The 12,924-nt window shown below is 60.3% G+C and carries 13 protein-coding genes and 1 pseudogene; 3 read left to right on the forward strand and 11 right to left on the reverse strand.

Annotated elements, in window-relative coordinates; all coding sequences use genetic code 11:
• The 3 genes from VMP31_RS00260 to VMP31_RS00270 form a co-directional block, all read right to left on the reverse strand.
• Positions 1 to 916, reverse strand: a 916-nt coding sequence (locus VMP31_RS00260) for a zinc-dependent alcohol dehydrogenase family protein (protein ID WP_325502896.1), incomplete at its 3' end; no start/stop codon positions are given.
• A gap of 154 nt (positions 917 to 1,070) precedes the next feature.
• Positions 1,071 to 1,373: a metalloregulator ArsR/SmtB family transcription factor gene (locus tag VMP31_RS00265; protein ID WP_325323537.1), complete on the reverse strand. Its 303-nt coding sequence runs from the start codon at positions 1,371 to 1,373 to the stop codon at positions 1,071 to 1,073.
• 57 nt (positions 1,374 to 1,430) lie between these two features.
• A complete protein-coding gene (locus tag VMP31_RS00270) occupies positions 1,431 to 1,784 on the reverse strand; it encodes a hypothetical protein (protein WP_325502898.1) in 354 nt (117 codons plus the stop codon).
• Positions 1,785 to 2,335: 551 nt separating this feature from the next.
• Here VMP31_RS00270 and VMP31_RS00275 point away from each other — a divergent pair.
• Positions 2,336 to 2,620 (forward strand): DUF4113 domain-containing protein, encoded by a 285-nt coding sequence (locus VMP31_RS00275; protein WP_325502900.1) that lies wholly within the window; start codon positions 2,336 to 2,338, stop codon positions 2,618 to 2,620.
• A gap of 29 nt (positions 2,621 to 2,649) precedes the next feature.
• A pseudogene (locus VMP31_RS00280) lies at positions 2,650 to 3,397 on the forward strand (transposase); the annotation flags it as partial.
• Between the two features lie 8 nt (positions 3,398 to 3,405).
• On the opposite strand, the gene nfsB reads toward VMP31_RS00280, so the two are convergent.
• From nfsB to VMP31_RS00295, 3 genes are all read right to left on the reverse strand, one after another.
• Positions 3,406 to 4,059, reverse strand: coding sequence for an oxygen-insensitive NAD(P)H nitroreductase (gene nfsB, locus VMP31_RS00285; RefSeq protein WP_325502902.1), 654 nt, complete (start codon positions 4,057 to 4,059; stop codon positions 3,406 to 3,408).
• 72 nt (positions 4,060 to 4,131) lie between these two features.
• On the reverse strand, positions 4,132 to 5,313 hold the full coding sequence (locus tag VMP31_RS00290) for an L-dopachrome tautomerase-related protein (RefSeq protein ID WP_325502904.1): 1,182 nt from the start codon (positions 5,311 to 5,313) through the stop codon (positions 4,132 to 4,134).
• Between the two features lie 47 nt (positions 5,314 to 5,360).
• A complete protein-coding gene (locus VMP31_RS00295; RefSeq protein ID WP_325502906.1) occupies positions 5,361 to 6,371 on the reverse strand; it encodes a zinc-binding alcohol dehydrogenase family protein in 1,011 nt (336 codons plus the stop codon).
• 111 nt (positions 6,372 to 6,482) lie between these two features.
• Here VMP31_RS00295 and VMP31_RS00300 point away from each other — a divergent pair, with 111 nt between their 5' ends.
• On the forward strand, positions 6,483 to 7,409 hold the full coding sequence (locus VMP31_RS00300) for a LysR family transcriptional regulator (protein WP_325503066.1): 927 nt from the start codon (positions 6,483 to 6,485) through the stop codon (positions 7,407 to 7,409).
• A 236-nt stretch (positions 7,410 to 7,645) separates the two neighbouring features.
• Here the strand turns inward: VMP31_RS00300 and VMP31_RS00305 are convergent, their stop codons facing one another.
• The 5 genes from VMP31_RS00305 to VMP31_RS00325 all read right to left on the reverse strand — a co-directional run bounded on the left by VMP31_RS00305 (position 7,646) and on the right by VMP31_RS00325 (position 12,613).
• Positions 7,646 to 7,852: a hypothetical protein gene (locus tag VMP31_RS00305; protein ID WP_325502908.1), complete on the reverse strand. Its 207-nt coding sequence runs from the start codon at positions 7,850 to 7,852 to the stop codon at positions 7,646 to 7,648.
• A 38-nt stretch (positions 7,853 to 7,890) separates the two neighbouring features.
• Positions 7,891 to 9,951, reverse strand: coding sequence for a pyridoxamine 5'-phosphate oxidase family protein (locus VMP31_RS00310; protein WP_325502910.1), 2,061 nt, complete (start codon positions 9,949 to 9,951; stop codon positions 7,891 to 7,893).
• A 50-nt stretch (positions 9,952 to 10,001) separates the two neighbouring features.
• Positions 10,002 to 10,631: a glutathione S-transferase gene (locus VMP31_RS00315; RefSeq protein WP_325502911.1), complete on the reverse strand. Its 630-nt coding sequence runs from the start codon at positions 10,629 to 10,631 to the stop codon at positions 10,002 to 10,004.
• Between the two features lie 179 nt (positions 10,632 to 10,810).
• Complete coding sequence (locus VMP31_RS00320; RefSeq protein ID WP_325502913.1) at positions 10,811 to 11,713, reverse strand: LysR family transcriptional regulator; 903 nt, start codon at positions 11,711 to 11,713, stop codon at positions 10,811 to 10,813.
• Positions 11,714 to 11,716: 3 nt separating this feature from the next.
• Positions 11,717 to 12,613: a LysR family transcriptional regulator gene (locus VMP31_RS00325; protein ID WP_325502915.1), complete on the reverse strand. Its 897-nt coding sequence runs from the start codon at positions 12,611 to 12,613 to the stop codon at positions 11,717 to 11,719.
• Positions 12,614 to 12,924: the final 311 nt, after the last annotated feature.

Consider the following 12,924-nt stretch of genomic DNA (forward strand, 5'->3'; position numbering starts at 1 on the left):
GGCTCTCCAGCCGCGCATGGGCGAGCCCAAGGTCGGCCAGCGAATAGACCGCGCCAACGTGCGGGCGCAGCTGACCGCGCTCTACCAATGTGCTCAACTCATCCAGCTTGCCGCGATTTTGTCGGGTGAACACGAAGTGATAACTGGCGTTCTTGCCCCAGGCCTGCACCAGGTTTTGCGGCTTTGCAATGTCCACAATCGAGACCACACGGCCCAGTTGCGCGAGCGCGTCGGGGCTACGCGTCAGTGTGTCGCCGCCGATGGTGTCGAACACCACATCCACGCCGTGGCCGCCGGTTTCCCGAAGGATGGCGTCGACGTAATCTTCTTTTTCGTAGTCGATCAGCACATCGGCACCCATGCTGCGTGCGAACTCAAAGTTGGCTTCGCGCACGGTTGTGAAGACCCGCGCCCCAATGGCTTTTGCCAACTGGATCGCGACATGACCGACGCCTCCCGCGCCGCCGTGGATCAGAATGCTTTCCCCCACCCTGAGCGCCACACGCCCGATCAGTGCTTCCCACACCGTTCCGCCGACCAGGGTCAGACTTGCTGCCTCAAGATGGCTCAGTGATTGCGGCTTATGCCCGATGATGTTTTCGGCCGCAACGTGGTACTCGGCATAGCTGCCTGGGCCGTCGAATATTTGCGGGGTGTACCAGACCTCGTCTCCCGCAGCGAAGCTCGTCACACCCGGCCCGACTTCTTCGACAACGCCCGATACGTCGTGTCCGGTAATAGCCGGCAGTGGCACCAGGTCGGCATAGTCGCCACGTCGAACCTGATAATCCAACGGGTTGATGGAGGTTGCGTGTACACGCACCAGGACTTGTCCCGCACCTGGCACTGGCTTGGGCACGTCGCTAAGTTCGAACGACTCCGGGCCGCCAAATGATTTCAGTATCATCGCTTTCATTGTAAAACCTCGCTTCTGAAAAAAGGGATATAGGGATTTTTCGATATACAAGAGCAAAGAAATTCAGGAGTTTTTCCTATGATCTCAGTTCATTGTGAATCCTCGCTTCGGCAAAAAGGGATATCGAGAAATCCAGATATGACAAGTTAAATAATTACAGCTCCTTGCCTATGAGCTCGGCAAGAGCCCTGATGTTTGCTTCATTGCGCTTGTAATAGGTCCACTGCCCGATGCGACGGACTTCGACCAGACCCACTCGCTGCAGCGTCGCAAGGTAATCGGACACCGTCGACTGCGACAGGCCGACGCCTTCTTGAATACTGCTGACACAGACGCCCACCGTATGAACGTCCCCTTCGTCCTGTGGAGGGAAGTTCTTCACCGGGTCCTTCAATCCCTTGAGGATTTCAAGGCGAGTACGGTTTGAGAGGGCTTTGAATACATCGATCATGTTCATGGCCGTGATGATATCGACATTTTCCGATATGTCAATACACAAGCAAACCCTTTCGCGTCAGCCATGAGCATGCCCGGTGCGATCACTGCCAAATACTGCCAGTAGCTTACCCAGTGGCGTGCGCTCGAAACCACCTTCAGCAATACGTTCGCCGAGGGGGGTACGCTCGAAGCCACCTTCAGCAATACGTTCGCCAAGAGGGGTACGCTCGAAGCCACCTTCAGCAATACGTTCGCCGAGAGGAGTACGGTCGAAGCCATTTTCCGAAACTTTACGGTCGAAGGCTGTTGCTTCCTGGACGGTCGCAGCGCCTTGCGCTTCCCCCAGCAACGGCTGTGGGCTGGATGGCGGAACGGCGAATGCAGACGAAGCCACGTTGGCCAGGATGACACTTGCTAGTAACTTTCTCATGATGTTGTCCTCGGTAGGAGTGGTTACGGAACCTAGGCTACAGACGAGGACGAGATGGACAAACGCGAGCGTATCAATAGTAATATTTGACAATCGTGATAACGGATTGCTCGCCGTTAATTAATCTTGTAATCCAATAATATGATTCGATGGAGCTGATAGATAATGGCTTTCAAGGTTTGAATTAACCGGACGAGAGGAGAAACTGTTGGCGGTTATAGATCAGTCCCGGAGTCGGACCACTGCCGCGCGGTGGGGATAAAGATAGGGAGCTGTTCGCCGTAGCTACACAACTGCCGGTTAAGGTCCAAGTCGCTGATGACTGGCAGGCCAAGGTTAACTATAAAGGCCGCGTTACCCTACGCCCCGTGTCGGTGCCCACCGACGATACCCGAGAGACTCTGGCGTTCGCCCAGCAGGAGCTGGTGCAGATCTAGCGGCCCGGCTGTCGGTATTCGAAATGCACCATCCTGCTCATGGATCTGAGTCAACGCGGTAAGCTATCCCCTGACCTGTTCGCGCCAGCAGCATGCTGCGGTGCCGAGCGCCTGATGGCCGTGATCAAGCAGGTGAACCGAAAAGAGGGCCGCGGCACCCTGCGCATCGGCAGTGTTCCGACACCGCAAGCTGGGGCGATGCGCCGTGAGATGCGTAGCCAGCGCTTCACCACGCGCGGGGAAGAAGTTATAGGGGCGTGGATAGAAGAGCTATTCGCTTCCGGCCCTGGTCAGGGCGTCGGCATGGGGCGGCTGTCGGCTGATACAGTTGAAAAAGTAGCAGCTCCCCATGCATTCGGCAGAATTGCTCTGCCAGCGGGCGCGGAGCGATCAGCATGATGTGACAGTTACCGGGAGGACAGCAGCGCCTGTTCTGCTCGCTCAATCTGGATGATCACGTCCCAGCCCAACACCGCCTGCGCAGCATCGACCGGTGCCTGGATCTCTCTGACCTGCGCCCTCACTTGGCCGCCTTCTATAGCCCCATTGGGTGCCCCTCGATAGATCCGGAATTGATGGTGCGCATGCTGGTCGTCGGCTACTGCTATGGCATCAGTTCCGAGCGGCGATTGTGCGAAGATGTGCACCTGAACCTAGCCTATCGCTGGTTCTGCCGGCTGGGTCTGGAAGACGAAGTTCCTAATCACTCGGCCTTCTCGAAGAATCGCCACGGCCGCTCCCGTGGCAGCGGCCTTTTCCGCGGGGTGTTCAATAAGGTACTGCGGCGCTGCATAGCGGCCGGGCTGATCAAGGGTGAGGGTTTCGCCGTCGACGCCAGCATCATCAGGCAGATGCCAGCCGGCAACGTGGGGTGGCGGGAGATGAGGTCGATTGGCGTGACCCAACTCTTAGCAGCCGCGCCGTGCGTGAGTATCTTGAAGTTCTTGATGAAGAGGCGCAGCCTGAAGTTCTTCCCAAGCAAATTTCGCTCACCGATCCTCAGTCCCGTTGGACAGCAACTCCAGGCGACCCGGCCTACTTTGCCTACTCCACGAATTACCTGATCGACACTGAACACGGCGTGATTGTGGATTGGAGGTGCCCCCGGCACATCGTACCGCCGAAGTCGATTCGATCAGGACGATGGGCGAACGTGTCGAAGCGCAGTTCGACCTAAAGGCACCTCAAATGTAAGTGAACACCTTCGCAGCCGACAGGCGCGACTTGGGCAAGTCGGCGTTGAAGTCGGCTTCGTCACGGTAGCCAAGCGCGACCAGCACCAGGCTGGTTAGCCCCTGTGCCCGCAGTCCCAATTCCTCGTCGAGCCTCTTAAAGTCGAAGCCTTCCATAGGCGTAGCGTCCAGACCAAACGCGGCAGCGCCTAGCAGCAGGGTTCCTAACGCAAGATAGGTCTGCTTTTCCATCCAGTGCTGCAGGTCCTTCTGGTCGTAGCGATGCAGGGCGACGTAGCCGCGGCGGGCGTTGTCCTGCCCTGCCTTGGCGTCTTCGCTGTGGAAGCGGCCGTCACGGGCTTCTTGCTCCAGCAACGCCTGCAGATGTGCTTCAGTCATGTCGTTGCGACTGCAGAGCACGACAACGTGAGAGGCCTTGAGAACCTTGGGCGCATTATAGGCGAAGCCACCTTCGGTTCCCTTGGCAATACGCGCCTTGCCCTCGTTGGTGGATGCAACAACAAAATGCCAAGGCTGGGAGTTGACCGATGATGGGCTGTGGCGCAGGTGCTCGAGCAACGCGTCGATGGACTCCTGCGGGATCTTGCGGCTGGCGTCGAAGGCTTTGGTGGTATAGCGGCGTTTGGCGAGGCTTACGAATTCCATGTTGTCAGCTCCAACTACGTGTTGTGATTAGGGATTACCAGCAGGCGTCGGCGGCCTGCTCGCAGCAGGCTCTCAGTGAGTGGGTGCGGGCGCAGCGTCAATCTTCACCCGCAGCAGGCTGTAGGGCTTGCTGCGCAGGTCCTGACCATTATTGAAACCAGGCGAGCGATGGAGCTGGTTGACAGTGAAATACAGGTAGCCGTCCGGGCCGATGGAAAGGGTGTCCGGCCAGAGCACCCTCGGGTCATGGACGATGGTCTGCCACGTTCCGTCGGCCAGACGCTTGCGAATCCCGTTGTGCTCATAGCCAGTGGCGTAGATGGCACCCTCGGCGTCGGCCTCGAGGCCATCGGCGGCACCCTTCTCACCCAGATCACGTACGGCCGACTGCAACTGTGCCTCGCTCACGTCAGGGTCGCGCAGCAGTGCGGTAGGCGCGGCGTATAGGTGGCGGCTGGACAGCGGAGAGAAATAAAGGACGCTACCATCGGCAGACAAAGCGATGCCATCGGAAGCCACACTTAGTGCTTTTGGCTTGCCGTCGGCCCCCTTACTCAGCAGTGCCGGCTTACCTTCTACGACCGGTACGAAAGCCGGATCGACGGACGTCTGCGCCGCACCGCTCAGGCGACGGCTGGCTTTACCGGTGGCGATATCCATGACAATGATGCCGCCGGGGCCGGACACGGGCGAATCGGTCACGTACACCGTCCCTTGCTTGCCCACCCGGAAGTCGAAGCGCATGTCGTTAACATAGGTGCTCGGCAAGATCACTTCAGGCGGAAACACCAGGATCTTGACCACCTGGTTGCTGGCAAGATCAATGGCCACCAGCTTTGCGCCGCCAGGGCGCGGCGTGGAGAATTCCGGCGCGGCGGTATCCAGCACCCAGACACGCCCCTTGCCGTCGGCGACCACGCTTTGCACGCTGATAAACCTCTTGGCCGGGTCGTACGGATCTTCGGTATTGATGGCTGCATTGGGGTAGGGCTGCACCTTGCCGTCTCGAATTTCACCAACGGTGAAAGGCACGGCGTCGCCCCAGCGTGGGAAATTGACGAAGATGCGTCCGGTCTCGCTGACGGTCACGCCGGTGGGCATGGCATCATGGAAGGCAAACACCTGGTCAATCACACCGACCGGCCGGTCCGCTGCAGCACTGGCCGGCAGCGGCTGCAGCTGCGTGGCAAAGGTTGCTGGGCTGACAAGCGTCAAAGCTAGGATGGTGCGGCGAAACCGAGTTTCGATACACATTGTTGGATCTCCTACCCGCCCTGCGGACGCTGGGATGCATGGATAATTTAAAAGCCTTCTAGGACGATCTTGCCCCTGGCCTTGCCGCTTTCGATCAGTGCATGCGCACGCCGCAGGTTCGCCGCCTCGATGCGCCCGAAATGCTCACCGACAGTCGTCTTCAGTACACCGCCGTCGATCAGCTCCGCCACGCGGTTAAGCAACTGGTGCTGCTTGATCATGTCGTGCGTCTGGTACAACGAGCGGGTGAACATTAGCTCCCAGTGCAGCGCCAGCGATTTGCGCTTTAGCGGCACTACGTCGAGCACGGCCGGATCGTCGATGAGTGCCAGATGACCCTGAGGCCGCAAGATCTCGATCAATTGTGGGAGGTAGCTGTCGGTATGGGTGAGGCTGATGACATGATCCACCGCCTCGATACCGATGCGCTGTAGCTGTTCAGCCAGCGGCTGACTGTGGTCGATCACATGGTGCGCGCCCAGGGAGCTGACCCACTCCTGCGTTTCCGGGCGCGAGGCGGTGGCGATCACGGTCAATTCAGTCAGCTGACGGGCAAGCTGCGTCAGAATCGAACCCACGCCACCCGCGGCACCCAGGATCAATAGATTCTGACCAGCGCCACCGTGCTCATCGATGCCCAGGCGATCGAACAGCAGTTCCCAAGCAGTGATCGACGTCAGCGGCAATGCGGCGGCACTGGCATCATCCAGGCTGCGCGGCTTGCGTCCCACGATGCGTTCGTCGACCAGGTGCAACTCGCTATAGCTGCCGGCGCGATCGATGGCACCGGCATAGAACACCTCGTCGCCGGGCTGAAACAGCGTCACTTCGGCACCCACGGCGCGAACCACTCCGACCGCATCCCAACCGAGCACTCTGGGCTGCTCGGTAGCGCCTTTTCCGGAGCGGACCTTTGTATCGACCGGATTCACCGCTATGGCCATGACCTGCACCAGCAGGTCGCGCGGTCCCGGGGTAGGTTCCGGCAGCTCGCTGTCGAACAGCGCCCGAGGGTCGTTGATCGGCAGGCCGTGTTCGGTGAAGACGATGGCTTTCATATGAGTAATCCTTGGGGGTCTGGTACAAGCGAAACGTGCGGTCATCTTCGTCTTCCCATACTTCTCGAAAAAGATCCAAAATCCACCAACACCTTCACCGCAGGAATGAAAATGGTTCGCTTCGAAGACCTCCAGCTGTTCGTGCGCACAGCCTCGCTGGGCAGTTTCTCCAATGCCGCCCGCGAGGTCGGCCTGCTACCGGGCCAGGTGGCCGCGGCGATCAAGCGCCTTGAGCGCGCCCTGGATGTCCGTCTGTTCGCTCGCTCCACGCGCAGCCTGCGGCTGACTGCCGAAGGTGAGCAGTACCTACCGTTCGCCCGCGAGGCGCTGGATACGTTGCGCGAAGGCCAGGATCGGATACGCCGGGAAAGCACCCAGCTGCATGGTTTGCTGCAGGTCTCCGCGCCGTCAGACCTAGGGCGCAACCTGCTGCTGCCATGGATTTCCGAGTTCCGTCGCCAGCATCCAGCGCTCAGCCTTCGCCTGCTGATATCCGATCAAGTGGCTGATGTATTTCGCGACCCGGTGGACGTTGCCCTGCGCTACGGCGTGTTTGACGATGCGAGCTGGGTGGCCTTGCCGCTGGCTCCCTGGAATCGCCGTGTCCTGGTGGGCGCTCCGGATTATTTGGAGCGTAACGGCAGACCTCAAAAGCCCGCCGATCTGAGCCAGCACCGCTGCCTGCTTTATTCGCTCAATGGACGCGCGCATGACCGCTGGCGGCTAGGTGACCAGACAGTGCAGGTCGCCGGCCCACTGTTCAGCAACGACGCAGACATCGTGCGACGCTGGGCGGTCGCGGGTGAAGGCCTGGTCTACAAATCCTGGCTGGACGTACGCGACGATATCGAGGCGGGACGGCTAGAGGCACTGCTCGCCGAGTATCAAGGTGAGCCCACACCACTGAAACTAGTGTGCCCGCATCGCAAGCAGTATTCGCCGGCCGTCCAGCAATTGCATGCACTGCTGCGAGGTCGTCTCGACCCGCTGAAGCATGAACTGCCACCTCTCGCGTCTGATCCTGGTTCAAACGCATGACTGGGGGCTGAAAACCGCCTGCCAGAACTAGCAGAGCATCGCATAGGCCTGGCCGCCGAGAAGCTGCAGCTTCAAACCAGCTGCGATAGCTTCATCACGTCGAGCGCTATATGCCCCTCAGCGTCCACGGGAAGCGTTGTCGGCTGAGTAATCGAAGCACTTCCCCCCGTTCCACAAACCTATGTGCACATGCACCATCGCCAATAAATACTTGCCCACATCCGCCACGCCAGTGTTCAGACCACCCCCTGCGTGCCATTCAGTAGGAGCGCCTGCGCTTCGGCACGGCTGGTGATGAACTCCGGCCGTTGCGCCATTTCGTGCCCAGGGTATAGGCCAAGGCCACTTTTCCGGATCACGGCTGTTTCAGCCCTGCGGACTTTCAAAGTGGCGGACTCACGGGTAAAGGGCAGCAACGGTAAACACGCTTCAACGCTGGACATGGCGGTGGCTCGTGTTATTGAGGGAGCGGAATAGCCGACTAAAGATCAAGCACCAGGGGTTGGACCCCGCCTTCCTGCTCTGCCGGTACAGCACAGCAGATCAGCACGCTGCCGCTCTCCGGCATTTGCGCCGGTAGATTGGGGTAATGCACGTTGCCGCTGACCAAGCGTGTTTTGCAGGTGCCGCAAGAACCGCCACGGCAGCTGAAGTCGGGGTTCAGGCCACGACCTTCCGCCAGTTCCAGCAGGCTGCCACTGCTCGGTGTCCAACGCGCCTCTTTCGCCGAGGAAGCGAAATAGACAGGTACGGGCGTGCTGGCGGCGGGTAGCTGAGCCGGTGCAGCAAGCTGTTCGACCGCCAGGCGTTGCAGTGTAGAAGGGCCGAATGCCTCGGCGTGGATGCGCTCATCAACAATGTTCAGTGCACGCAACCCGTCGTACATGGCCTGAAGAAAGCCGCCGGGGCCGCACAGGTAAAAATCGTAATCATCCAGCGGCAGCCGCGCCTTTACCTGGGCAAAGTCGAGGCGACCTGTTATGTCGAAATCGCGGCCAGCAACGGCGTCCGAACCTGGGTTGCTTAGTGCGCGGTGGATATGCAGCCGCTCGGTATCGCGCGCCTGCAGCGCCTTGAGTTCTGCCTGGAACGGCAGGTCCTCCAGGGTTCTGGCGCTTTGAAACAGATGCACATGGCGTTGCCGCTGCTGCTGAACATTCTGCGCGGCCAGCTCCCGGAACATCGAGAGCAAAGGCGTGATGCCAACCCCGGCAGCGATCAACACCACGGGGCGCTCGGTTTCCTCGGTCAGAGTGAAGCTGCCCATAGGCGGGCGAACCTCCAGCACATCGCCCACCTGTACATGGTTATGCAGGTGATACGAGGCTGGCCCCTGTGCCTTGACGCTGATGCGGATATGCCCGTCCGACGGCGCGCTGGAGACGCTGTAGGTACGGATCAGCGGCGCCTCAGCGCCAGGTACGTGTAGGCGCACTGGCACGTGCTGCCCTGGAGTGAACGCCACCGCTGCTGTCTCCAGCGGTTGGATATAGAACGAGCGGATGTCCTGACTCTCTTGCTGCACCTGGGTCACGCGCCATTGTTGCCACTGCCGGCGTTGCTCGTTCTGACGCAGCTTCTCGTCCGCCTCAGCCCAGGTGCCGGTGGCCAGGCTGGTCGGTGCGTAATCGTGAAATTCCCAGCGCAGCGATGTTGCAGCCGGACGTAATACTGCCTGCTCGACATCGAAGGTCCAGAGGCGCTCGGCACTTTCAAACGCAGTGATCATCGGGCCATCGAGAATCAGCTCGGTACGGCCGGTGAGTTGCAGCATGTCGCCGCTGGTGAAATCGACAAACAGCAAGCCGGCGACAGGATTGACCTGCAGGTTGCCCAGGGTGTTGAAGAACAGGTTGCCGGCGTAATCGGGGATGGTCAGCCGGTTGCCTTCGACTTTGACAAAGCCGGCGCGGCCGCCGCGATGTGAAACATCCACCGAGCGACTGTGCGCGTCATGGTCGAAGTAGCTGGCGATAAAAAAGGTGTCGGCCGCGCGGATCATCTCAGTGGTGCGGGCATTCAGTGCGTTGAAGTCCTGGCGCATGGCGCGGTTCTTCAGCGGCTCCGGCGTGCGGCTATAGCCGCGTGCCTGGATGTACTTGGGGCAGTTGCCGTAGGAGTGTTCGACCGCAACGGCAAGTCTATCGGCAGAAACCTGCTGGATCACCCCGTTGATGCGATTGCGCCGACGCGTATGCAGTTCGATACCGAGCAGGCCGATGGCCTGGCCGGGTTGCAGGCCGCTGGCGGCAGGGTCCTGCGCCTCGGGTTGTACGGCCAATAGCAACTGCTGCGGGTCGGGCGAAGTGACGAAGCCTTCCGGTCCCTCAAGCAGAGTCGCCCAGGGCCGCTGCTCTGCATCGACCGCGCCGACCACCATAAATGGCAGTTGCTGGTAGAACTCGCGGTGCTGGTCGGGCATGTAATCGCGGATGACTTTCTGCCCAATCACCTCCATGCGTTCGGAGACGCCGTAGATGTCCTGCAGCGTTTTTTCCCCGGCATGCCAGGGCGAGTGACGGTGCTTGGGCAGATGATCCATGGAACGCGCTCCTCAAGAGGGCTGCCGGGCACCCGGCAGCCAGTGCGGGCTCAGTTGGTTTGCAAGCCGGCTGCAGTACGCTGCATGGGCACGAAGCAGGGAAGCGCTTCTACCCGTTCCAGCCAGGCGCGCACATTCGGGTAGGCCTGCAGCGAGACATTACCTTCAGGCGCATGGGCGATATAGGTGTAGTTGGCGATATCGGCGAGGGTGGCGGTATCGCCTGCCAGGAAAGGACTGCTGGCCAGTTCGCCGTCCATCACCTTGAGCAGGGCATGGGAACGGGCGATCACCTCCTCGGCATTTAATGGCGCACCAAACACCGTGATCAGCCGCGCAGATGCCGGGCCGTAAGCCAGCTGACCTGCCGCCACCGAGAGCCAACGCTGAATGCGCGCGGCAGCCAAAGGCTCTTCAGCCAGCCACTTACCGTCGCCATATTTCTTCGCCAGATACACAAGAATGGCATTCGAGTCGCTGAGGATGGTGCCGTTATCATCAATTACCGGCACTTGCCCAAAAGCGTTGAGGGCCAGGAATTCGGGCTTTTTATGTGCCCCATTGGGGATGTCGACAAATACCAGCTCGGTGGGCAGTTGCAACAGTGAGAGCAACAGCTCGACGCGATGGGCATGGCCTGAAAGAGGGACATGATAGAGCTTGATGGCTGGCTGAGACATGGGGTGGCTCCGTGTGGGGTCAGGGAAGTCAGCGCGGCGTCAAACCAGGTCGGTGGCTCTTGCGCTGGTCGAGCAATGCTGCGCCTGCTCGCGGCCAAGCAGAACCCCCATGCAGAGCAATGCATAATTTCGTTTTCTAAAATAATGCGGTGGTCAGCTGAGGCGACGACCTTGCGGCGTTAGCCAGTGAATGCCGGATGAGCGCGCAGCCTTGGCGTGGCGAAATCGATAAAGGTGCGCACCCGCGCCTCGGCCCGGCGAGCATCGCGGTAGATCAACTGCACGGGCAGGTCCTGGCTGGCAAAGTTGCTCAGTACCGGATCGAGCAAGCCGCTCTGCAATTCATCGTGCGCCTCAAAACTCATGCAGCGAATCAGACCCAGCCCCAGGGTTGCGGCATGGATGGCGGCGCGCTGAGTCGTGCAGGTCAGCACGGGCGCGGGCTTCACCAGGCGCGTGGCGCGCTCGCAACGAAAGCGCCACTCGTTGTGCTGGCCTGCCTCCGTGGTCAGCACGCTGCGGTGTGCTTTTAGGTCGTCCGGCGTCTGCGGGCGACCCCACTTTGCCAAGTAGCCGGGAGCGCCGCAGACAACCGGTCGTACCCTGCCCACCGGCATGGCGAAGCCGGAAGAATTCGGCATATGCCCCACTACCAGGGCGATATCAATTCCCTCCTCAAGCAGTTTGGGCACGCCTTCGCTGGCCCGGGTGACCAGCTGCACGTCGGGGAACGCCGCCAGATAGTCGAGGGCGATAGGCATCAATACCTGCTGATCCATCAGCAGCGGTAAAGATAGGGTCAACCGACCGGCAGGGCACGCATGCAGGCCGGCGGCAGAGCGTTCGGCAACGGCGGCTTGTTCGAGTATTTGCCGACAGCTGACGGCGAACTGCTCGCCCGCCGGGCTCAGATCAACGCCGCGCGGCCCGCGAATAAGCAGACTGTTATTCAGCCGTGCTTCCAGTGCGGCGATGCTGCGCATGATGGTTGCGGGCGACTGATCTAGCAGGCGCGCGGCCGCTGCCAGGCTGCCGGCTTGCACCACGGCGGCGAACACCTGCATCTGCCGATAACGGCTCATGGGTTAAGCACCCTCGCCTCTTTGCAGAGCAGGGTCTTGCAGGAAGCGGCTGGTACAGAAATCGACAAAGGTGCGAACCTTGGCGGGCACTCGTCCGCCGCCTTGATGGAGCACATGCACCGGTATTGCCGCTGCCTCAAAGGTATCGAGGATAATCTCCAGCTCCCCTTTCGCGACCAGCTCGGCCACCTGATACGACAGCACCCGCGTCAGCCCCCAGCCCAGGCGCACGGCATTGATCGCCGCCTGATTGGAACTCACCATCAGGCGCGGTTTGGGGTGCAGGGTAAGAGAGCTTGTGCCCAGGTTGAACTGCCAGTCGGTGAGCAGGCTGCTGGCCGAGGACATCACGATGGGCGCGGCCATGACCTCCTTGGGCTCCAGCGGCCGACCAAAGCGCTCGAGAAAGGCCGGCGAGGCGCAGATAACCGGGCGAATATGCCCAACCTTGATGGCCTGCAAGCCGGTTTCCGGCAACTGGCCAATGCGGATGGCCACGTCCACGCCCTCTTCCACCATATTCACCAGGCGATCCACCAACAGCGCATTGATCGCCACCTGCGGATGCGCCGACAGGTACTCGGTAATCAGCGGAATCAGGTACAGCTCGCCGAACATCACCGGTGCCGTCACGGTGAGGTTACCCCGTGCACGAATACTGCTGCCGGTGGCCAACTCTTCGGCTTCGTCCAGACCCAGCAGGATGCGCTTGCAGTCTTCCACATAGCGCCGACCCGCCTCGGTCAAGCGCAGGCTACGCGTGCTGCGCGCCAATAGCAGCGTGCCCAAGCGCTTCTCCAGCCCGGCAATCAACCGGGTCACGCTGGGCGGCGACATGCCCACCAGCTTGGCACCGCCGGCAAAGCTTTCCGCCTCAGCAACGGCCAGCAGTACCTTCATTTCCTGAAACCTGTCCACACTCACCGCCCAGCTAAGAGACACTTATTAGGAATCAGCGTACCCGATATGCGAGCTGTAGCCTGATATCCCGGGGTCGCAGCGGATTTTCTGCCCAATAAGCTTTCCTTATCCTAAGGCTCATGGCTGTAGGTAGCGCTGGTGTTCAGCTGTTTGCTCATTGGACAGTGCGGTCATGGATACTCTATTCAGGCAGGTCGTTCATGGTGTCCCTGGTTCGATTCCCTTTAACAGAAAGGTTGACAGCAAGTGCCGCATGATTCATCGGGTCAACTGACGTTTGAGTTCACTGA

This window comes from Pseudomonas sp. (assembly GCF_035512415.1).
In the GTDB taxonomy this organism is placed as follows: Bacteria; Pseudomonadota; Gammaproteobacteria; order Pseudomonadales; family Pseudomonadaceae; genus Aquipseudomonas.

What these genes read in the sequence shown, in the direction of transcription:
- VMP31_RS00290 (WP_325502904.1), bottom strand. Translation starts at nt 5,313, where the DNA reads ATGTGTATCGAAACTCGGTTTCGCCGCACCATCCTAGCTTTGACGCTT.
- VMP31_RS00310 (WP_325502910.1), bottom strand. Translation starts at nt 9,951, where the DNA reads ATGGATCATCTGCCCAAGCACCGTCACTCGCCCTGGCATGCCGGGGAA.
- VMP31_RS00315 (WP_325502911.1), bottom strand. Translation starts at nt 10,631, where the DNA reads ATGTCTCAGCCAGCCATCAAGCTCTATCATGTCCCTCTTTCAGGCCAT.
- VMP31_RS00295 (WP_325502906.1), bottom strand. Translation starts at nt 6,371, where the DNA reads ATGAAAGCCATCGTCTTCACCGAACACGGCCTGCCGATCAACGACCCT.
- VMP31_RS00265 (WP_325323537.1), bottom strand. Translation starts at nt 1,373, where the DNA reads ATGAACATGATCGATGTATTCAAAGCCCTCTCAAACCGTACTCGCCTT.
- VMP31_RS00275 (WP_325502900.1), top strand. Translation starts at nt 2,336, where the DNA reads ATGGCCGTGATCAAGCAGGTGAACCGAAAAGAGGGCCGCGGCACCCTG.
- VMP31_RS00325 (WP_325502915.1), bottom strand. Translation starts at nt 12,613, where the DNA reads ATGAAGGTACTGCTGGCCGTTGCTGAGGCGGAAAGCTTTGCCGGCGGT.
- VMP31_RS00270 (WP_325502898.1), bottom strand. Translation starts at nt 1,784, where the DNA reads ATGAGAAAGTTACTAGCAAGTGTCATCCTGGCCAACGTGGCTTCGTCT.
- VMP31_RS00305 (WP_325502908.1), bottom strand. Translation starts at nt 7,852, where the DNA reads ATGTCCAGCGTTGAAGCGTGTTTACCGTTGCTGCCCTTTACCCGTGAG.
- VMP31_RS00320 (WP_325502913.1), bottom strand. Translation starts at nt 11,713, where the DNA reads ATGAGCCGTTATCGGCAGATGCAGGTGTTCGCCGCCGTGGTGCAAGCC.
- VMP31_RS00300 (WP_325503066.1), top strand. Translation starts at nt 6,483, where the DNA reads ATGGTTCGCTTCGAAGACCTCCAGCTGTTCGTGCGCACAGCCTCGCTG.
- nfsB (WP_325502902.1), bottom strand. Translation starts at nt 4,059, where the DNA reads ATGGAATTCGTAAGCCTCGCCAAACGCCGCTATACCACCAAAGCCTTC.